This window comes from Microbacterium sp. Ru50, from assembly GCF_002920555.1.
Taxonomy (GTDB): Bacteria; Actinomycetota; Actinomycetes; order Actinomycetales; family Microbacteriaceae; genus Microbacterium; species Microbacterium arborescens.
Map to the genome: position 1 here is coordinate 237,913 of NZ_PQSV01000002.1, position 18,014 is coordinate 255,926.

20 protein-coding genes and 1 tRNA gene are annotated in these 18,014 nt (G+C 68.9%); 11 read left to right on the forward strand and 10 right to left on the reverse strand.

Features of this window, described 5'->3' with window-relative positions; translation table 11 throughout:
• Positions 1-28: 28 nt before the first annotated feature.
• The 3 genes from C3481_RS11150 to C3481_RS11160 are packed head-to-tail and all read left to right on the forward strand — an operon-like array spanning position 29 to position 3,467.
• Positions 29-928, forward strand: coding sequence for an SDR family oxidoreductase (locus tag C3481_RS11150; RefSeq protein ID WP_103842348.1), 900 nt, complete (start codon positions 29-31; stop codon positions 926-928).
• The gene (locus C3481_RS11155; protein WP_103842350.1) at positions 925-1,923 is read left to right on the forward strand and encodes a gluconate 2-dehydrogenase subunit 3 family protein; all 999 of its coding nucleotides are present in this window, start codon (positions 925-927) and stop codon (positions 1,921-1,923) included. The genes C3481_RS11150 and C3481_RS11155 overlap by 4 nt, the downstream gene beginning before the upstream one ends.
• Positions 1,920-3,467 (forward strand): GMC family oxidoreductase, encoded by a 1,548-nt coding sequence (locus C3481_RS11160; RefSeq protein WP_088380160.1) that lies wholly within the window; start codon positions 1,920-1,922, stop codon positions 3,465-3,467. Before C3481_RS11155 ends, C3481_RS11160 begins: the two co-directional genes overlap by 4 nt.
• A gap of 71 nt (positions 3,468-3,538) precedes the next feature.
• On the opposite strand, the gene C3481_RS11165 is transcribed toward C3481_RS11160, so the two are convergent.
• The 3 genes from C3481_RS11165 to C3481_RS11175 are packed head-to-tail and all read right to left on the reverse strand — an operon-like array spanning position 3,539 to position 6,697.
• Positions 3,539-5,056: a tripartite tricarboxylate transporter permease gene (locus tag C3481_RS11165; protein ID WP_064955031.1), complete on the reverse strand. Its 1,518-nt coding sequence runs from the start codon at positions 5,054-5,056 to the stop codon at positions 3,539-3,541.
• A gap of 1 nt (position 5,057) precedes the next feature.
• Positions 5,058-5,678: a tripartite tricarboxylate transporter TctB family protein gene (locus C3481_RS11170; RefSeq protein WP_023954948.1), complete on the reverse strand. Its 621-nt coding sequence runs from the start codon at positions 5,676-5,678 to the stop codon at positions 5,058-5,060.
• Positions 5,675-6,697 carry a tripartite tricarboxylate transporter substrate binding protein gene (locus C3481_RS11175; protein WP_103842540.1) on the reverse strand — a complete coding sequence of 341 codons (1,023 nt, stop codon included), beginning with the start codon at positions 6,695-6,697 and terminating at the stop codon, positions 5,675-5,677. The genes C3481_RS11170 and C3481_RS11175 overlap by 4 nt, the downstream gene beginning before the upstream one ends.
• A gap of 163 nt (positions 6,698-6,860) precedes the next feature.
• Here C3481_RS11175 and C3481_RS11180 point away from each other — a divergent pair, with 163 nt between their 5' ends.
• From C3481_RS11180 to C3481_RS11195, 4 genes are all read left to right on the forward strand, one after another.
• Entirely contained in the window at positions 6,861-8,147 is a 1,287-nt protein-coding gene (locus tag C3481_RS11180) for an ATP-binding protein (RefSeq protein ID WP_258039104.1), read from the forward strand.
• Entirely contained in the window at positions 8,144-8,905 is a 762-nt protein-coding gene (locus C3481_RS11185; protein ID WP_103842352.1) for a response regulator, read from the forward strand. Before C3481_RS11180 ends, C3481_RS11185 begins: the two co-directional genes overlap by 4 nt.
• 80 nt (positions 8,906-8,985) lie before the next feature.
• A complete protein-coding gene (locus C3481_RS11190; RefSeq protein WP_103842354.1) occupies positions 8,986-9,669 on the forward strand; it encodes a PBS lyase heat domain-containing protein repeat-containing protein in 684 nt (227 codons plus the stop codon).
• A 54-nt stretch (positions 9,670-9,723) separates the two neighbouring features.
• Positions 9,724-10,578 carry a PhzF family phenazine biosynthesis protein gene (locus C3481_RS11195; protein WP_103842355.1) on the forward strand — a complete coding sequence of 285 codons (855 nt, stop codon included), beginning with the start codon at positions 9,724-9,726 and terminating at the stop codon, positions 10,576-10,578.
• A 23-nt stretch (positions 10,579-10,601) separates the two neighbouring features.
• On the opposite strand, the gene C3481_RS11200 is transcribed toward C3481_RS11195, so the two are convergent.
• Positions 10,602-10,880: a PLD nuclease N-terminal domain-containing protein gene (locus C3481_RS11200; RefSeq protein ID WP_023954936.1), complete on the reverse strand. Its 279-nt coding sequence runs from the start codon at positions 10,878-10,880 to the stop codon at positions 10,602-10,604.
• Positions 10,881-10,956: 76 nt separating this feature from the next.
• Positions 10,957-11,994: a YdcF family protein gene (locus C3481_RS11205; RefSeq protein WP_103842357.1), complete on the reverse strand. Its 1,038-nt coding sequence runs from the start codon at positions 11,992-11,994 to the stop codon at positions 10,957-10,959.
• Positions 11,995-12,152: 158 nt separating this feature from the next.
• On the opposite strand from C3481_RS11205, the gene C3481_RS11210 reads away from it, so the two are divergent.
• Both C3481_RS11210 and C3481_RS11215 read left to right on the forward strand, forming a co-directional pair.
• Positions 12,153-12,395: a hypothetical protein gene (locus tag C3481_RS11210; protein ID WP_071917863.1), complete on the forward strand. Its 243-nt coding sequence runs from the start codon at positions 12,153-12,155 to the stop codon at positions 12,393-12,395.
• Positions 12,396-12,443: 48 nt separating this feature from the next.
• Positions 12,444-12,800 (forward strand): hypothetical protein, encoded by a 357-nt coding sequence (locus C3481_RS11215; protein ID WP_103842359.1) that lies wholly within the window; start codon positions 12,444-12,446, stop codon positions 12,798-12,800.
• Here the strand turns inward: C3481_RS11215 and C3481_RS11220 are convergent.
• From C3481_RS11220 to C3481_RS11240, 5 genes are all read right to left on the reverse strand, one after another.
• A complete protein-coding gene (locus C3481_RS11220; RefSeq protein WP_103842361.1) occupies positions 12,761-12,994 on the reverse strand; it encodes a glycine zipper family protein in 234 nt (77 codons plus the stop codon). The genes C3481_RS11215 and C3481_RS11220 overlap by 40 nt on opposite strands.
• A 78-nt stretch (positions 12,995-13,072) precedes the next feature.
• Complete coding sequence (locus C3481_RS11225) at positions 13,073-13,414, reverse strand: Lsr2 family protein (protein ID WP_036305878.1); 342 nt, start codon at positions 13,412-13,414, stop codon at positions 13,073-13,075.
• Positions 13,415-13,492: 78 nt separating this feature from the next.
• Complete coding sequence (locus C3481_RS11230) at positions 13,493-15,148, reverse strand: catalase (protein WP_103842363.1); 1,656 nt, start codon at positions 15,146-15,148, stop codon at positions 13,493-13,495.
• A gap of 170 nt (positions 15,149-15,318) precedes the next feature.
• Positions 15,319-15,394 (reverse strand) — tRNA-Lys (locus C3481_RS11235).
• 167 nt (positions 15,395-15,561) lie between these two features.
• On the reverse strand, positions 15,562-16,233 hold the full coding sequence (locus tag C3481_RS11240; protein ID WP_088380152.1) for a fasciclin domain-containing protein: 672 nt from the start codon (positions 16,231-16,233) through the stop codon (positions 15,562-15,564).
• Positions 16,234-16,478: 245 nt separating this feature from the next.
• On the opposite strand from C3481_RS11240, the gene sigK reads away from it, so the two are divergent.
• Together sigK and C3481_RS11250 are read left to right on the forward strand one after the other, a co-directional pair.
• Complete coding sequence (sigK, locus tag C3481_RS11245) at positions 16,479-17,078, forward strand: ECF RNA polymerase sigma factor SigK (protein ID WP_023954917.1); 600 nt, start codon at positions 16,479-16,481, stop codon at positions 17,076-17,078.
• Complete coding sequence (locus C3481_RS11250; protein ID WP_103842365.1) at positions 17,075-17,896, forward strand: anti-sigma factor domain-containing protein; 822 nt, start codon at positions 17,075-17,077, stop codon at positions 17,894-17,896. Before sigK ends, C3481_RS11250 begins: the two co-directional genes overlap by 4 nt.
• Positions 17,897-18,014 lie beyond the last annotated feature (118 nt).

The window sequence follows — 18,014 nt, forward strand, 5'->3', positions numbered from 1 at the left end:
AGTTTCGGCCGAGACCTACCGTGAGCCCGTGGAGCACAGCGATCAGTACACCTTCGACAACCCGGTGACCCGATACGACCGGGTCGAGCCGCCCGTCCAGCACCAGCCCGAGCCCGGCGTCCAGGCCGACATGCAGCCGGTTCCCGACCTCGGTGAAGCGACCTATCGCGGCTCCGGGCGGCTGTTCGGTCGCAGAGCCCTCATCACGGGCGGCGACTCCGGCATCGGCGGCGCGACGGCGATCGCGTTCGCCCGCGAGGGCGCCGACGTCGTGATCGTCCACCTGCCGGCCGAGCAGCGCGACGCCGACCGCATCCTCGGCCTCATCGCCGACGCCGGTGTGCGCGGGCACGCCATCGCCGCCGATATCTCGACCGCCGAGGCATGTCGCGCGCTCGTCGCAGAGGCCGCCGACTTCCTCGGCGGCATCGACATCCTGGTGAACAACGCAGGCAAGCAGGTCGCCGTCGAGCGGCTCGAGGACCTGTCGGACGAGCAGTTCGCGGCCACTTTCCACACCAACGTCTTCGCGAATTTCTGGATCACGAAGGCCGCTCTGCCGCACCTTCCGGCGGGTGCCTCGATCATCAACACCGCCTCGCTCGAGGCGTACAAGCCCGCCCCCGACCGCGTCGACTACGCCGCGACGAAGGCCGCGATCAACAACCTCTCGAAGGGCCTCGCACAGCAGCTCGCACCGCGCGGCATCCGGGTCAACGTCGTCGCCCCCGGTCCGACGTGGTCGGCGCTGCAGGTGAGCGACGGCGTCTCGGACGAGCAGATGCGGGCCTTCGACGACGAGAGCACCTACCAGCGAGCCGGGCAGCCGGCCGAGATCGCCCCCGCCTTCGTCTTCCTCGCCTCAGCCGAGTCGAGCTACGTCTCGGGCGAGACGCTCAACGTCAACGGAGGCATGGTCACCCCGTGAGCGACAACCCATTCGCGGTCGTCTCGCTCCGCGGAGACGTACCGCAGCTCGATGACGCACCAGAGGACGCCATCGGCCCCTTCCGCCAGGTCGCGGTCGACGCGGCTCTCGGTGCTGATGGTCTGATCGAGGCCATCGCCGACGCCGAGATCACCACGCCGTGGATCCTCGTGGCCGGCCCTGACGATCAGGGGCTCGCGGAAGACCTGATCGACCGCATCCTCGACGGAGCGCTCGGTGTCTTCGGTCTCGCCGGAGCGGTGTTCGACGCCGCCGAGATTCCCGAGGGCATCCGTGCGCACGAGGTGCCTGCAGCGCTCGCGGCAGACGACCTCGCAGCAGCGGTCCGACGCCTGGCGGCCGACATCGCCGCCTGGGGCCCGCGCGTTCCCGAGTCGTGGGCGCGGATCATCGCCTCGTCGCGGACGGATGTCGCCATGCGCGCCACCCTCTCTCGCCGAGCGCTCGTCGACGACCCGGCGTACCATCCGCGAGCGCTCACCCCCGAGCAGCTCGCCCTCCTGCGCGACGTGGCGCGCCGAATCGTGCCCCAGGGCGACGGACCCGCGATCGATCTCGCTGCTCGTCTCGATCGCATGGTCGAGGCGGGGGAGAGCGACGGCTGGCGCCCCACCGGCATGTCGACCGACGTCGAGGCGTATCGCGCCGGGCTCGACGCGCTCGCCGCGATCTGGATGCGCGGGCCCGCCGCCCAGGATGCCGTCATCCGACGGGTGATCGACGGCGACGCCCCCTCGGGCTCCGTCCTCACCCCCGATCAGCTGAGCCTGTGGTTCGAGGATGCCCGCAACGATCTCGCGCGTGTCTGGCTGTCGCACCCGGCGTCGCTGGCGCGCGTGGGCTACACCGGCTTCGCGACCGGGGGCACCGGGCCGGAGCCCGCCGGCTACCTCGTGCTCGCAGCGGGCGAGCGCGAGGAATGGGAACCGGAAGAACTCGGCCGCCTCGGCGCCGCGGAAGGACGTACCGAATGAACCTCTCCGGGATGCGCCGGTACGACCTCGACGAGGTCGTGGATGTCGTCGTCGTGGGCACGGGGGCCGGCGGCGGGCCACTGCTCAGCAGGCTCGCGGAACGCGGACTGCGCGTGGTCGCGCTCGAGGCGGGACCGAACCTCGAGATGGACGAGTTCACCCCGGACGAGCGCGAGGCGACCCGCATCAACTGGATGTCCGACCGGTTCAGCGGCGGCGACACCCCCACGGCCTTCGGCCCGAACAACAGCGGCTGGGGCGTCGGCGGTGGGACGCTGCACTGGGGTGCGTTCACGCCCCGACCCGACCGCCGCGATCTTTCGTTGCGCAGCGAGACGGGACAGGGGCGAGACTGGCCGATCGAGTACGACGAGCTCATCCGTTACATCGTCGAGGTCGAGCGAGTCATCGGAGTCAGCGGGCCGACCCCCTACCCGTGGGATCCGCAGCGCGAGTACCTCGACGGTCCGACCCGCCGCAACGCCCCGGCAGATCTCGTGCTGCGAGGGTGCGAGCACCTGGGCATCACGGCGACCGATGCGCCTGCAGCCATCATCACCCGCGACCGCGAGCAGCCGCACTACGGTCAGCGCAAGGCCAGCATCGACGTCGGCGGCATCCACCAGGGCGACCGCTTCGGCTACAAGGCGACGACGGCGATCACCTATCTGCCCGTCGCCGTGGCGCACGGTGCCGAGATCCGTCCCGACTCGATGGTGCACCGTATCGAGCAGGATGCCGCGGGACGGGTCACCGGCGTCGTCTACCTGCACGACGGAGCCGAGTACCGACAGCGCTGCGCGGCCCTCGTACTCGCGGGCGGCGGTATCGAGACCCCGCGGCTGCTGCTGAACACCGGGCTCGCGAACTCCAGCGGCCAGGTGGGACGGAACTTCCTCGCCCACGGCGCCGTACAGGTGTGGGGGCGGTTCGACGAGAGCATCCGCGGCTACCGCGGCTACCCGTCGGCGGCGATCACGGAGGACTTCGTGCGTCCCGACGGCGCCGACTTCGCGGGCGGCTACCTTATCCAGAGCCTGGGCGTCATGCCCCTGACCTATGCGACCTCGCTCGTGCGCGGCGGTTCGCTCTGGGGACAAGACCTGATGGACGCCCTCGACGCCTGGCAGTTCTCGGCGGGCATCGGGATCAACGGCGAGTGTCTTCCGTCGGACGACAATATGCTGATCCTCTCGGATGAGACCGACGAATGGGGCATCCCGCGCGCGGAGATCAGCTTCTCGCCCGGGCCGAACGAGAAGGCGATCGACGATCACGCCGTCGGTGTCATGACGCGGATCCTCGAGGCCGCCGGCGCACGCGAGACGCGAACGCTAGCGCGGACAGCCCACACGATGGGCACGTGCCGTATGAGCACCGATCCCGCTGACGGCGTCGTCGACCCGGACGGGCGGTCGCACGACATCCCCAACATGTGGATCTGCGACAACTCGACGTTCCCGAGTGCGCTGTCGGCGAATCCGGGCCTGACGCAGATGGCGCTGTCGCTGCGCACGGCGGACCGTCTGCTCGCGTCGGTGTGATCGGCGGGAAGACGGAAAAGGGCGGATGCCGCGCGTTGCGGCATCCGCCCCTTCTCATGTCGCCTGCTCGATCAGACCTTGGCGAGCTGCTTCTCGCGCTTGCGAGCCACGACGCGACCTCGCACCGAGACGATCAGCACGAGCGCGAGGAGCGCGTAGAGCACGATCGTGATCGGGCTCTGGACGAGCACGGAGAAGTCGCCGTTCGAGCTCATCGCGGCGTCGCGGAGGCTGGTCTCGGCCAGCGGTCCCAGCACCATGCCGATGATCAGCGGCGCGAGCGGGAAGTCGAGGGCGCGCATGAGGAACCCGAGCAGCCCGATGCCGAGCAGCATCAGCAGGTCGAAGGTCGAGCCCGAGGTCGCGTAGATGCCCAGACCGCAGAACACGGTGATGCCCGCGTAGAGGTAGGGACGCGGGATCAGCAGCAGCTTCGCCCACAGCATCGCGAACGGGAGGTTGAGGATCAGCAGCACGATCATCGCGATGAAGAAGCTCGCCAGCAGCGACCACACCAGGTCGGGTGCCCGGTCGAACAGCAGCGGGCCGGGCTGCAGGCCGTACTGGCGGAAGGCGGCCAGCATGATCGCGGCCGTCGCCGAGATCGGCAGCCCGAGTGCGAGGAGCGCGCCCATCGCCATGCCGGTCGTGGAGTTGCCGGCCGCCTCCGGCGCAGCGAGGCCACGGATGGCGCCCCTGCCGAACTGCGGGTTCTTGCGCCGCGCGTCGAGCCGCTTCTCGAGGCCGTAGGCGAGGAAGGTCGGGATCTCCGAACCGCCGGCGGGCACGACGCCGAACGGCAGACCGATCGCGGTGCCGCGTGCCCAGGCGGGCGCGGCTTCCTTCAGCTCGCGGCGCGACAGCCAGGGCCGCCCCGTCGGCTTGATGAGCGCCTTGTTCGAGGTATGCCGTTCGAGGCAGGCGACGTAGATGACCTCACCGAGGGCGAGGATCGCGACCGTCACCGTGACGAGGGAGATGCCGTCGAACAGGTTGGGGGAGTCCATCGTGAAGCGCGGAGCGCCCGAGACGCCGTCGATGCCGATGACGGCGATGCCGAGGCCGATGAACAGGGCGGTGAGGCCCTTGACGACGTTGTCGGTGACGACCGACGACGTCGCCGCGAACGCGAAGACCGCGAGGGCGAAGAACTCCGCCGGACCGAACCTGCTCGAGAAGTCCGCGAGGGCCGGAGCGACGAAGACCACGACGACCGACGCCACGAAGCCGCCGATGAACGCGCCGATGGCCGCGGTCGCGAGCGCCTGCGCCGCGCGTCCGTTGAGCGCCATCTTGTGGCCCTCGAAGGTCGACGCGATCGCCGAGGCCTGGCCGGGCGTGTTCATGAGGATGCCCATGGTCGAGTCGCCGAACAGCCCGCCGAAGTACACGCCGGCGAACATGATGAAGGCAGCCGTCGGATCGAGCGAGAACGTGATCGGCAGCAGCAGGGCGACCGCCATCGACGAGCCGAGGCCGGGAAGAACGCCGACGGCCGTGCCGAGGAGGCATCCCACGAGCACCCACAGCAGGTTGGCGGGGGTCAGTGCGCCGGCGAAGCCCTCGCCGAGAAGCTGAAGCACATCCATGTCAGAACCCTCCGAGGATGCCGGACGGGAGCGGCATCCCGAGCACCATGTCGAAACCGATGTAGGCGATCGAGCTCACCGTGAGCCCCACGACGAGCCCGCCGAGGTGCCTCGTCGAGCCGAAGGCTCGCGCGACGCACCAGAAGAGGAGCCCCGCCGCGATGATCCAGCCCAGGATCTCGAGCAGGAACGCGAAGCCGAGGAACGACAGCACCACCCACAGCAGCGAACGCACGTCGACGCGGACCGGTCGGGCGGCACCGGAGTCGCCCGATTCGGCATCCGGTTCGTCGCCCCCGATGACGTCGGCGGCGACCGCTGCGATGTCGGGCCGTGCGGCGCTCGTCTCGCGCATCTCCTTCACCGCCGAGACGACGAGCGCCGCGGCGAAGATGTAGAGGCCTCCGGCGATGATGGCGGGGAAGAACTGCGGCCCGGGGAACACGGCGTTGGCCGGCACCTTCATCGTGAAGATCCCCACTACCAGATAGGTGGCGAAGGCGGCGATGATCACCGGCATCGTCAGCCCCTTGAGCAGGGCGGCGATGCCGGGGCCCGAGACGAGCCTCAGGCGATCGCCGACGACGGCCGAGGTCGCAGTCGGGTTCGGGGGGAACGTCATAGTCCCATCTCCTCGTACAGGTTCGTGATGCGCTTCTCCTCGTCGTCGAGGAACGCGGTCAGCTCGTCTCCGGTGATGATGCGCTCGGTCCAGCGGTAGCGCTCGATCGCGTCCTGCCACTCGGGAGTGGCGACCGAGTCGAGCACGAGCTCGGTCAACGCGGTCACATCGGCGTCATCGAGCCCCGAGGGTGCCGCGAGCATGCGCCAGTTCGACAGCGAGATGTCGTAGCCCTGCTCGGCGGCGGTGGGGATGTCGATGCCGTCGATCGGCTCGCTCGCGACGAGGGCGAGCGCGCGCAGCCGACCCGCCTCGATCTGGTCGATGTTGTCGGGGTAACCGCCCGCTGCCGCTTTGGCCGTGCCGTTGAGAAGCGCCTGAATCGCCTCGCCGCCGCCGTCGGACGAGATGTAGGTCGTGTCGACCGGGTCGACGCCCGCGGCCAGCGCCAGGTCGGTGACCACGAGCTGGTCGAACGACCCGCCACCCGTCCACGGGATCGACTTCGGGTTCTCACGCCAGGCGTTGACGAGATCGTCGAGGGTCTCGTACGGCGAATCGGCCGGTACGACGATGACGTCGTACTCCTCCACGACAACTGCGAGCGGGGTCACATCGCCGAGCTTCGCGGCCGAGTCGAACTGGATCGTCGCCGCGAGAAGCCCGGTGCCGCCGACGAGCATGTTGCCCGGCTGACCGTCGAGCACCGAGACGTTGCCGAGGGCGATCGTCCCGCCCGCGCCCGGCATGTTCACCACCTGCACGTTGTTCACCAGGCCGTTGGCCTTCTGCGCCTGCTGCAACTCACGAGCCACGCCGTCCCACCCGCCGCCAGCCGCTGCCGGGGCGATGATCGTCATCGAGGCATTGATCTCCTGGCCGGTGGCGGCCGAGGTGACCGAGCCGACCGCGGCGGTCGCAATGGCGGCCGCCGCGACGGCGCCCCCGATGATGCGAGCCGCGAGCGTGCGGCCGCGGTGCGCCGGGCGCGCGCCGGCGTCTGTCGCGCTATGCGTCATGATCACTCCATTCGCGCGGACATCGTCGTCTCCGCGAGATCGAATTAGGATGGCACTTCGCTGAGCCGCCCCCGAGCATGGCGGGATTTGTTCTCATAGATGCGCACGGGCACGGCCCGACAGCGTCCGATCGCACGAGGAAGTGGACAGGATGCCGTTCACGGTGAGAGCGTCTGCCGCGCGTCTCGTGCTGCTCGTGCTCCCGTCGGTCGTGACGCTCGCGGCACTGTCGGCCAGCGTGGCCATCTCCCTCGCGGCGCAGGAGCGCACGATCCGGGAGGCGACGACCGAACGCGTGCTCGAGGTGGCCTCGAGTCTCGCCGACCTTCCGGAGGTGCGCGAAGCCGTGGCCGGAGCGATGAGCGCGGGGTCGCCGAGCGTGCTCGCCGACGCGGCCGATCTCGCGCCGGCGACCGCGATCCTGCAGCCGATCGCCGAGCTCGTGGGCGAGGCGGCCGGCGTCTACTACGTCGTCATCACCGACGACGAGGGCGTGCGGATCACCCACCCTCTCGCGTCCGAACGCGGCGTGCAGGTCGAGACCGCCAACGCTTCCGTGCTCGCGGGCGAGACGTTCGTCGGCACGGAAGTCGGCGCGTCGGGGCCGTCGCTGCGCGCCAAAGTGCCGGTGCGCGGCGCCGACGAAACGCCCATCGGGATGGTGGCTGTGGGGGTGCTCGAGTCGCAGATCGCCGGCGAGCTCGACGAGGCCGTCGGCGCCCTGCTGCCCTGGGCCATCGGTGCGCTCGTGGTCGCGACCCTGGCGAGTTCGATCCTGACCGCGGCAGTCGAGCGCCGGTTCCGCCGCCTGGATGTCATCGCGGCCGAGCACGCCCAGATGCGCCGCGCCGCGACAGCGCTGCGCGAGCAGTCGCACGAGTTCAGCACCCGGCTGCATGTCATCCACGGCCTGTTGTCGCGCGGCGACACCGACGAGGCTCGCGGATACATCGAAGAGATCGCGAGCGTCCGCCGCCCCGTGGACCCGGGCGGCGACGAGGCAGGCGACGACCAGCCGGTGCTCGCCGCGATGATCCCGACGGTACGCGCCGAGCTGCAGGAGATCGGGGCTCGGGTGCGCTTCGACCTCGACCTCGACCGCGGTTTCGACCGCGGTTTCGACATCGACGAGGGCATTGTGTCGGTCGTGTCGAACCTCTGCCGCAACGCGGCCGAGGCGGGCGCCGCGAACGTGGTCTGCTCGCTGCGGAATCATGGCTCGCGCATCGTGGGCTCGGTCGACGATGACGGTCCCGGAGTCGAGCCGCGCGTCGCACGGCGTATCTTCGCGGCCGGCTACTCCTCGAAGACCGACACGACGGGGCTCGGGCGCGGGCTGGGACTGGATGTCGTACGCCGGATCGTCACGGCCCGATCGGGGTCGGTCGAGGTCGGACGCTCGCCGCTCGGGGGAGCGCGATTCGCTTTCGAGCTGGAGGCTGCGCGATGACCGGACCGATCCGGGTCCTCGTCGTCGACGACGACCGCGGTGCGCGCGCCCTTCACGCCGGATTCGTCTCCGACACCCCGGGGTTCGTCGTCGTCGCGACCGCGGGCACCGGTGAAGCGGCTCTCGAACGCAGCCGGTCCGGCGTCGATCTGATGCTGCTCGACATGCGGTTGCCCGGCATCAGCGGGATCGAGGTGCTCCACCGGTTGCGTACTCTCGGTGACGACGGGCCCGACGTGCTGGTCATCAGCTCGTCGCAGGATCAGACCACCGTGCGTCAGGCTCTCGCGGCGCGTGTCGTCGGCTATCTCGTCAAGCCCTTCACGCAGGCCGCGCTGAGCGAGCGGCTGGAACGCTATGCGGCAGACCGCGAGCGGCGGCTCGTCACCGACGACCGCGACGCGCTTCTGGCGCAGGGCGAGATCGACCGGCTGCTGTCGACCGGCACCATCCGAACCACCCCGCCTGCGTCATCCGGATCGCACCGGCAAGCGGGACGGATGCCGGGTGGTGGCGACCACGACGCGCTGCCGAAAGGTCTCGCCGCGCCGACGCTCGCGCAGGTCGTCGCCGCCCTCGACCCGGTCATCGCCCTGACCGGAGCCGAGGTCGCCACGGCCTGCGGCATCTCTCGCGCGACCGCGAACCGTTACCTGACGCACCTGGTCGACACCGGCGTCATCCATCTCTCGCATCGCTACGGCAAGCGCGGCCGTCCGCAGGTGCTGTACCGGCTCGCCCCGTCGCCCGAGCGCTGAGCGTCGAGTCCTCACCGGATGCGTTTGTCACGTCGCCTGGCCCGGTGACGCGCCAGGGCGATGCGCGTAGCGTGCGGTGCATGGCCACCGTGACCGCATGGGCGGCGGAGCTTCGACGACTCGACGCAGACGCGTGGGTCGACTACCTCGTCGAGCACTCCGGCCTGCCCGGTCCGCGGGCGAACACGACACTGGTCGCTGCGGCGGCGGAGGTGGCGGATGCCGGGGTCGTCGACGAGCTCGTGCGGGACGGCGGAGAGTTCCCGATGATGTGCGCGGCGGCGGCGGTCGCCCGGCGAGCGGCCCCGGGCCGGGGTGCTCGAGCGCGGCTGTTCGCCGCCGATGACCGGTGGCGCGTACGCGAAGGAGTCGCGCTCGGTCTGCAGCTGCTCGGCGACGCCGACCCGGAGACCCTCGCGACGACCGTCCGGATGTGGGCGGATGACGACAGCCCGCTCGTGGTTCGAGCCGCGGTCGCCGCGATCTGCGAGCCACGCCTGCTGCGGTCGCCCGAGATGGCGGCGATCGCCGTCGAGGTGTGCGCACGCGCGACCGAGCGACTGGTGGCGCGCCCCCAGGCCCGACCGCACGACAGCGCTGCCCGCACGCTGCGGCAGACGCTCGGCTACGCGTGGAGCGTCGCGGTGGCTGCGGATCCCGGACCCGGTCTGCTCGCGTTCGAGGCGCTCGACACCGCCGACCCCGACATCGCCTGGATCGTCCGCGAGAACGCGAGCAAGAAGCGGTTGGCGCGTCTGCTCTGACGGTGACGGGCGGCGCAGCATCGGACACCGCGACGGCGGGCGTAGCCTGAACGGATGAGCACGCCCGAGGTCTTGCGATACACCGCGTTCAGCACGCGGCCCGAGGGTGGGAACCCCGCCGGCGTGGTCCTGGATGCAGGCGCACTCGATGCCAGCGCGATGCAGCGCATCGCTGCCGACATCGACTATGCCGAGACGGCCTTCGTCACCGGCTCGACCGCCGACGGCGCGCGCTCGGTCCGCTACTTCTCGCCCATCGCCGAGGTTCCGTTCTGCGGTCATGCGACGGTGGCCACGGCGGTCGCGCTCGCCGAGCGAGGCCAGGTCGCCGCCGACGGCGCGGTTCGATTCGACACCCCCGTCGGCGTCGTGTCGATCGCGGTCTCGCGCGACGACGACGGCATCCGTGCGTCCTTCACCAGCGTCGAGCCGTCGGTCCGCGACCTCGACGGCACCGATCTCGAGGCGATTCTCGACCTCCTCGGCCTGACGCGGGCAGACCTCGACCCCGCGCTGCCGCCGCGGCTCGCGAACACCGGCAACACGCATCCGGTCGTCGTCCTGGCGGATCAGAAGACCTTCGACGACTTCTCGTTCGATCCCGACGCGGTTCGGGCGCTGCTCGACGACCGCGGGTGGCCCGCCACCATCACCGTCGCGTTCTGCGCGGCATCCGATCGCTTCCAGGCGCGCAACCTGTTCCCCGTCGGTCGCATCACGGAGGACCCGGCGACGGGGTCGGCGGCCGCATCGTTCGGCGCGTATCTGCGCGCGCTCGGCGCGGTCGAGGTTCCCGCGGTCGTGGTCATCGAGCAGGGGCGACATGTCGGACGACCGGGGGAGCTGACGGTCGACATCCCCGTCAGCGGCGGGATCACCGTCTCGGGGCACGCCGTCGCGATCGCCTGATCAGCTGAGCCTCGCCGCTGCGGTCACGGGCGGTCGGTGCGGATCTGCGCGTTGCGCCCTCCGAGCCACCAGACGAGCGGACCGGCGATGGGGAAGACGAAGATCCCGATGATCCACAGCAGCTTGCCGCCACCGGTGTAACGGGGCGAGGCGAGGATCGAGATCAGGCTCGAGATGAACAGGATCGCCGCCAGGGCCGCGACCACGGCGAGCACCACGACCACGGATGTCGCAACTCCCGGCATCCAGTCGCGAGGCAGCCAGTCGTCGGACACGACGAGAATTCGCGCGGTTTCGATCATGCTTCCAGCCTCGCGGGGGGCGAGCTCGCTGTCGTGAGCCTGTCGACGGATCTCGCCTACCCCGCCAGGATGACGTTCAATCCGCGATGAGAGTGATCAGCGACATCGCCACGAACGCGACGACCGGCAGCATCAGGACGCCGAGCGCGACGGCGTTGAGTACGAGGTGGTCGCGAAGCAGAGCGAGGTATTCGCGCAGCAGAGCGCTCGGCCGGTAATAGCGGGCGGTGCGCGCGCCGATCGCGTGGCCCGGCATGCCGAGGGTCCGCAGAAGAGTGGCGGCGCGGAATGCGTGATAGTCGCTCGTCACCGCGAGCACCGGGCCCGTGATGCCGCGTTCGGTGAGGATCCGGCGGGTCAGCGTGAGGTTCTCTTCGGTCGTCCGGGATACATCCTCGATGAGCAGGCGTTGGGCGGGGGCGCCGAGCTCTGCGGCGTACTCCGCCATCGCGGCCGCCTCGCTCCGCGGCTCGTCTGCGCCCTGACCGCCCGAGACGACGAGCATCGCGCCGGGGGATCGCTGCAGGGTCTCCACGCCGAGCGCCACGCGTTGGGCGAGCAGCGGCGGCACGCTCCCGTCGCGGCGAAGGCCCGACCCGAGGGTGATGATCGCGGCCGGTGCTGCGCTGCGGCGCGCGATGCGTGCGTACACCGCCGACCAGCAGAGGTAGGCGACGAACCCCATCCCGACGTAGCCGATCGGACCGGCCAGCAGCAGGAGAATGACGGCGAGCTCGAACCATCCCGCCGTGACGGCGACGATGCCGAGGGCAAGGATGGCGAGAACGCCGATTCCGGCCAGGAGCGAGAGGCGGTTCGCCAGCGATCGTCCTTCGCGCTGCAGCATCACCACCCCGTTGGCGAGCAGGGCGACCCCCAGCCCGATCGCGGCGAGCAGAGGGACGATGAAGACCAGCAGGAGCCCGACGACGTCGTTCCCGGGAACGGCGAGCGTGGCGAGCGCCACCGTCAAGCCGAGGATGAAGGTCACCACAGCGGCGACGAGCGAGGTCGCCGCGAGCGTCAGGAGGACGCCCGGCAACATGCGGCGGGAGTCGCGGGCGGCGAGGAGTATCCCGAGCGCCGTGAAGAGGAGTGTGAAGAAGCCGGGCACGTCCTCAGCCTAGAGAGGGGGGATAAGCGCAGTCCGGTGCCGTTGTCAGGCTGTGAGCGGGGAATCGGCACGGAGCACAGATTGGATCGGCGCTCAGCCTGTCGACGGCACGGCAAGGTCGAGCATCGCCCGGCCTGAGCGGCTGTTAGGTTCGCTGGGTGCAGAGTCTGTTCCAGCGAATCGCAGCGACTTCGGCGGCGACACCGTTCGGGGTGATCGTCGTACAGGCGATCGTGTGGGTCGGGATGTCGGCGATCTGGATTCCCTGGGCGCTCGACGGCGGCGACGTCATTCGTATCGTTCTCGCCGTCATCTCACCGTTGCTCGCGCTCTACTGGGTGGTGGCGCTGGTTTTCGGCATCCGTCGACGGCGGCTTGCGCGGGAGTCTCGCGACGACTGATCCATTCGTCGCTGGCCGTCGGAGCATCCGTGTGATTGCATCGAACAGATGGATCTCTCGTGGATGTGGTTGTTGCTCATCGCGGCCGGAGCGGCGATGCAGGTCGTCTCGGTTCTCTGGTTCGAACGGCTTCGCCCGGGCATTCCCTACCCGATGTGGACATTCCCCACGCGGGAACCCGGTCGAGTGCGGGCCGTGCGCATCGTCGGGGTCGCCTTCATCATGTTCGGGTCGACCATGTTCGCCTCGTCGCTCTCGGAGCTGTGGTTTCTCGCGCCGATCGCTGTGGCGGTGGCATTCGTGCCGATGCTCGCCGCGATCTATCTCGTGAACGGCGGTTTTAGCTCGAGCGGCAGGCAGCGAGCTCAGTCGGCATCATCGGCACCATCCGCGTCATCCGACTGATCGCGGCGACGCGCGTCGGCAGCGACGCCCAGCACGATCCCGAGAGAGAGGCCGATCGCGCCGCCGAGCGCGATGTTGTCGAACGCGAGCATGCCGATCGCACTGCCGAGGGGAAGGCCGAGCGCGATTCCGATTGCGACCCCGTTCGCGCCACTGCTCGCGCGATCGCTATTGCTGGCTGAGCTGTCGTTCACGAGGCGCTCCGTCGTTGTCGGGAAACGAGAAATGGCTCAGGACTGGAGGTGCCTGAGCCATTTCTGCGGTCGGATGGGTCAGTTCGCGGCGCGGTACGCCTCGATCACGGCTGCCGGAACACGGCCGCGCTCGTTGACGGTGTGACCGTTCGAACGCGCCCATTCACGGACGGCCGTCAGGTCGAGGTCGCTCTTGTTCGCGCGCGAGGAGCGCGAACGCGAAGGCGTGTTCGCGCGGATCGAACGAGCGACGTCGACGAACGGTGCCAGAGCCTTGTAGAACTTCTCGGCGTTGTCGTCCGAGAGGTCGATCTCGTAAGCGCGTCCCTCGATCGAGAACGTGATCTGCTTTCCTTCGCCGCTCTCGAGAACGGTTCCGTCGAGATCGTCGATGAGCTGGGTGATTTGTTTGCGGGCCATGGCTGACATATTAGCGGTTCGATCGCGTTACGCATCACCACTCGACAAAACTATTTCGTGTCGTCGCCAGCAAAAGACTCAGGCCTTCTGTGCGCGCGCATTGGGAACGCAATGAGTCATCTGAAGACCGGCCACATCACGAGGACCGTTGTGTCCGAGATTGCGCAGTCGCTCGACCTCATCCTCGCTGAGTGTTTGGGACTGCAGGGGCGGCAGATCCTTGATTTCGTCCAGCGTGATTCCCAGGCCCTCGCCGACGCGACGGCCGAGGTCGTCCTCCACCATGTAGAAGTGCCAGAGCATCCGCTCCTGGACGGGACGAGCGGCCTGCCCGATCAGGTCGACGAAGTTCGCCACGAGGTCGTCGCGCTCCCAGTCCTCCATCAGCAGATAGCGTTGGCCGGCCTGCTTGTAGTCGTTGGTCCGGGGAATCCGCTTGCGCGTCAGCCGTCCGACGATGTCCGGACCCTGCTCGTCGTGCGTGGGGTACCGGGCTTCGCGGAGCCCGCCGGTGATCGACGGCTCGTAGTTGACGTGGGGATTCTCGCCGCCGTTGTCGACGTAGTGCGCCATCTGTCCATCGCGGAGGTTCGTGGCCACCGAGGCGTTCTTCGGTGAATTGACCGGCAGCTGGAGGTAATTCGGCCCGACGCGGTAACGCTGGGTGTCGGAGTACGAGAACGTGCGCCCCACGAGCATCTTGTCGTCGGAGAAGTCCAGGCCATCGACGAGGACGCCGGTGCCGAACGAGATCTGCTCGTTCTCGGCGAAGAAGTTCGACACGTTCCGATTGAGCACCATCTTGCCGACGGCGCGCGGCGGGAACTCGTTCTCGGGCCACACCTTCGTGTCGTCGAGCGGGTCGAAATCGAGCTCGGGATGGTCGTGGTCGTCCATCATCTGCACCCGCAGCTCCCATTCGGGATACTCGCCGCGCTCGATCGCCTCGTACATATCGCGGGAGGCGTGACCGAGATCACCGGCTTGCACGGCGGCGGCATCCGCTTCGGTCATCGAGCTGACGCCGACGGAGGGAATCCAGTGGTACTTCACGAGCTTCGTCTCGCCCTGCTCATTGACCCATTTGTAGGTGTTCACCCCGAAACCCTGCTGGGTGCGATAGTTCGCCGGGATGCCGCGGGGGCTGAAGAGGTTTACGAGCATGTGCATCGACTCGGGCGTCTGCGACATGAAGTCGAAGATGCGCGCCGGTTCCTGCCGGAAGGTGACCGGGTCGGGCTTGAGCGAGTGGATGACGTCGGGGAACTTGATGGCGTCGCGGATGAAGAAGACGCCGAGGTTGTTGCCCACGAGGTCCCAGTTGCCGTCTTCGGTGTAGAACTTCACGGCGAACCCGCGCGGGTCGCGCGCCGCCTCCGACGAATCACGTCCGCCGATGACGGTCGAGAAGCGGACGGCGAGGTCGGTGCGCTTGCCCGGCTCCTGGAAGAGCTTCGCGCGCGTGAATTGCGAGATGGGCTCGTCGCCCCACATGCCGGTCGCCTCGAAGTAGCCGAAAGCGACGAAGCCGCGCGCGTGCACGACCCGTTCGGGGATGCGCTCGCGGTCGAAGTGGCTGATCTTCTCGAGGAAGTGGTAGTTCTCAAGCGTCGCGGGTCCGCGCGCTCCGACCGTCCGCTGGTTCTGGTTGTCGTAGACGGGGTGTCCCTGTCGCGTGGTCAGCTCGGGGCGCTCGTCGCCCTCTGCCGGACCCTGGCTCGATACATCGGTCATCGCGTCCTCCGTATGGTTCGCATCGTGTGGGGATGCGGCCGACGCTACGGGGGAGCGGATGCGGGTGGAAGGGGGTTGCGGGGGCTCACCGTCCGTCGACTCGCCACGAATCGCGGATGCCAGGCCTCCCACATACGCAGGTTCTGGCGAGTCGACAGATGACGATCACGTGGTGGGCCCCGTGGGGCTCGAACCCACGACCCGCGGATTAAAAGTCCGATGCTCTACCGACTGAGCTAGAGGCCCTGAGCTTCCCAGCTTAGTAGCCGCGGGGGCGAACCCGCCGACATCCCGACCCGGCGGCATCCGTCCGGCCACGACAAAGCCGCCGGTGTGCTCGCACCGGCGGCTTCGCCTCGGCCACGGAGATACCGAGGCCGTGCCGCGGGAACCCCTCACCGCGGCTGTTCGGGTCACATCGGGGGCATCAGCACCGTGTCGATGAGGTAGACCGTGGCGTTGGCCGTCGTGACGCCACCGCAGATGACCGCGGCGCTGTCGTTGACCATGATGTTGTCGCCCGAGCCGGTGACGGTCAGGTCGGCACCGTTGACGGTGGTGTGGGTGCCGTCGATCTCGTCGGGCGCGATCTGGCCGGGCACGACGTGGTAGGTGAGGATCGACGTGAGGGTCGCCGAGTCGGTCTTCAGCGACTCGATGGTGGCGGGGTCGATCTTCGCGAAAGCGTCGTCGACGGGAGCGAAGACGGTGAACTCGTCACCGTTCAGCGTGTCGACGAGGTTGACGTCAGGGTTGAGCTGTCCGCTGACGGCGGCGACGAGGGTGGTGAGCAGCGGGTTGTTCGACGCTGCGGTGGCCACCGGGTCCTGAGCCATACCGGCGACCGAGCCGGCGCCGTCCGGAACCGCTGCGGCGTAGTCGGCACAGCCGGGGCCGACGAGGTTGGCGGCCGGGTCCATCGAGGCGTCGGGCGAAGCCGTCTCCATCGGAGCGGCGGTCGACGAGGGCGCCTCGGTCTCCTCGGTCATGGTGTCGCCCGAGGTCGACGAGCAGGCCGACAGAGCGAGGGCTCCGGCGAAGCCGAGGGCCAGGGCAGCAGTGAACTTCTTCTTGGTGCTGAGCATGATTGCCTCCGTGTGTTCTCCGCCGTGGGTCCGTCCCCGGCGTCGAGGGTTCTTCGGAGGCCCCCACCGATCGGATCGGAAAAAGTTCGAGAAAGTTCGAAACCGAGTTTTCCGGCATCCGAACCACCACTTCTATACGAAGACGGCGACACGGATGTCGGCGCGGGTGCACACCGCGGCAGGCGGCAGGTAGAGAACCGATAACAGGTCGGCGCTGCATCCGGGAACAGGTCGGAGGATGCGGCATGCTGGTAGCGATGGTCATAGATGGAATGGACGTGCCCGACGACGGGCCGTCGACGGATCACGTCGCGGAGCTGATCCAGCGCTGCGCCGACGGTGACCACAGTGCTTTCACCCGCCTGTACGACACCCTGTCGGGGCGCGTCTTCGGACTCATCCTCCGCGTGCTCGTCGATCGCGCGCAGAGCGAGGAAGTGCTCCAGGAGGTCTTCCTGGAAGTGTGGCAATCCGCTTCGACGTTCGCTCCGAAGAAGGGGCAAGGAAGATCGTGGGTTCTCACGATCGCTCACCGCCGCGCGGTGGACCGGGTTCGGTCGTCGCAGGCGAGCAGCGATCGCGACGTACGTGCGGGCTACCGCGAGATGGCGTCACAGCCCGAAGGTGTCGCCGAGCAGGTTGAGCTGCGCATCGAAGGACGGCGCGTCGCTCGGGCTCTCAGCTCTCTACCCGAGGCGCAACGAGAGGCCATCACCCTTGCCTACTACGGGGGATACAGTCAGAGCGAAATCGCGGCGCTGGTAGGAGCGCCGCTCGGAACGATCAAGACACGGATGCGTGACGGATTGACCAAGCTCCGTAGTGCAATGGGGGTGACATCGTGAACGAACAGACTTTCGCCGAGCTCTCGGCAGGGTACGCGCTCGGAGCGCTGTCGCCTGAAGACGAGCTCGCCTACCGCGAAGCTCTCGACGCGCACCCCGAGTGGATGCCGCTGGTCGAGGCAGATGCCGCGGCTGCAGCTCTGCTGTCGGAGGGTGTCGCCGATGTGGCTCCTCCGCCGGCCCTGCGGGCCAGCCTGCTCGCACAGATCGGTCAGCCGGTCGCGGAGCAGCCTTCGCCTGGCGAGGACGATGTCGCCGACCCCGCGGATGACCTCCAGGACGACGACCCGCGGGCTGCGGCATCCGGCTATTCCGTGGGCTCTCCGGTGACCGAAGAGGTGCAGCTGGTGCAGCGTCGCAACTGGACGCGCAGCCTGTTCGCCCTGACGGCGTCGATCGCACTCCTCGTCGGCATCGGCTGGGGCGTCGGCGCGCTGACGCAGGACATGCGCGCTCCGTCCGCCGAGAGCGTGCTCGCGCAGATCGAGCGTTCCGGCGACGCGCAGTCGAGCACCGCTCAGCTGGGAGACGGCGGCGAAGCCACGGTCCACTGGTCGCCGAGCGTCGACGGCGTCGTGCTCGTCGCCGAGGGGCTGCCCGAGATCGCCGACGACCAGTCGTACGAGGCATGGTTCGTCCGGGGCAGCGCCCCGATCCCGGCCGGTGCGTTCGAATCGAGCGACGGCTCGGCGGCGATGCTGCTCGAGGGCGACATGGAGCCCGACGACGTCATCGCCCTCACCATCGAACAGAGCGGCGGGTCGCCGAGCGGCCTGCCCACCACAGACCCGATCGTCGCGATCCCGACGAACGCCTGACTGCCCTACCCCGTTATTCGGCAGCGGAACGGCCGGCCCCTCTCGGGCCGGCCGTTCCGTCGTTTCGGCTTGTCCCTGCGTGGGCCGCAGGGATGCCGCTCTCGCTTAGCCTGGAATG

Coding starts and splice junctions, on each gene's coding strand:
- C3481_RS11185 (WP_103842352.1), top strand. CDS start 8,144: ATGACCGGACCGATCCGGGTCCTCGTCGTCGACGACGACCGCGGTGCG.
- C3481_RS11195 (WP_103842355.1), top strand. CDS start 9,724: ATGAGCACGCCCGAGGTCTTGCGATACACCGCGTTCAGCACGCGGCCC.
- C3481_RS11160 (WP_088380160.1), top strand. CDS start 1,920: ATGAACCTCTCCGGGATGCGCCGGTACGACCTCGACGAGGTCGTGGAT.
- C3481_RS11240 (WP_088380152.1), bottom strand. CDS start 16,233: ATGCTCAGCACCAAGAAGAAGTTCACTGCTGCCCTGGCCCTCGGCTTC.
- sigK (WP_023954917.1), top strand. CDS start 16,479: ATGCTGGTAGCGATGGTCATAGATGGAATGGACGTGCCCGACGACGGG.
- C3481_RS11170 (WP_023954948.1), bottom strand. CDS start 5,678: ATGACGTTCCCCCCGAACCCGACTGCGACCTCGGCCGTCGTCGGCGAT.
- C3481_RS11215 (WP_103842359.1), top strand. CDS start 12,444: ATGGATCTCTCGTGGATGTGGTTGTTGCTCATCGCGGCCGGAGCGGCG.
- C3481_RS11175 (WP_103842540.1), bottom strand. CDS start 6,697: ATGACGCATAGCGCGACAGACGCCGGCGCGCGCCCGGCGCACCGCGGC.
- C3481_RS11165 (WP_064955031.1), bottom strand. CDS start 5,056: ATGGATGTGCTTCAGCTTCTCGGCGAGGGCTTCGCCGGCGCACTGACC.
- C3481_RS11225 (WP_036305878.1), bottom strand. CDS start 13,414: ATGGCCCGCAAACAAATCACCCAGCTCATCGACGATCTCGACGGAACC.
- C3481_RS11230 (WP_103842363.1), bottom strand. CDS start 15,148: ATGACCGATGTATCGAGCCAGGGTCCGGCAGAGGGCGACGAGCGCCCC.
- C3481_RS11190 (WP_103842354.1), top strand. CDS start 8,986: ATGGCCACCGTGACCGCATGGGCGGCGGAGCTTCGACGACTCGACGCA.
- C3481_RS11200 (WP_023954936.1), bottom strand. CDS start 10,880: ATGATCGAAACCGCGCGAATTCTCGTCGTGTCCGACGACTGGCTGCCT.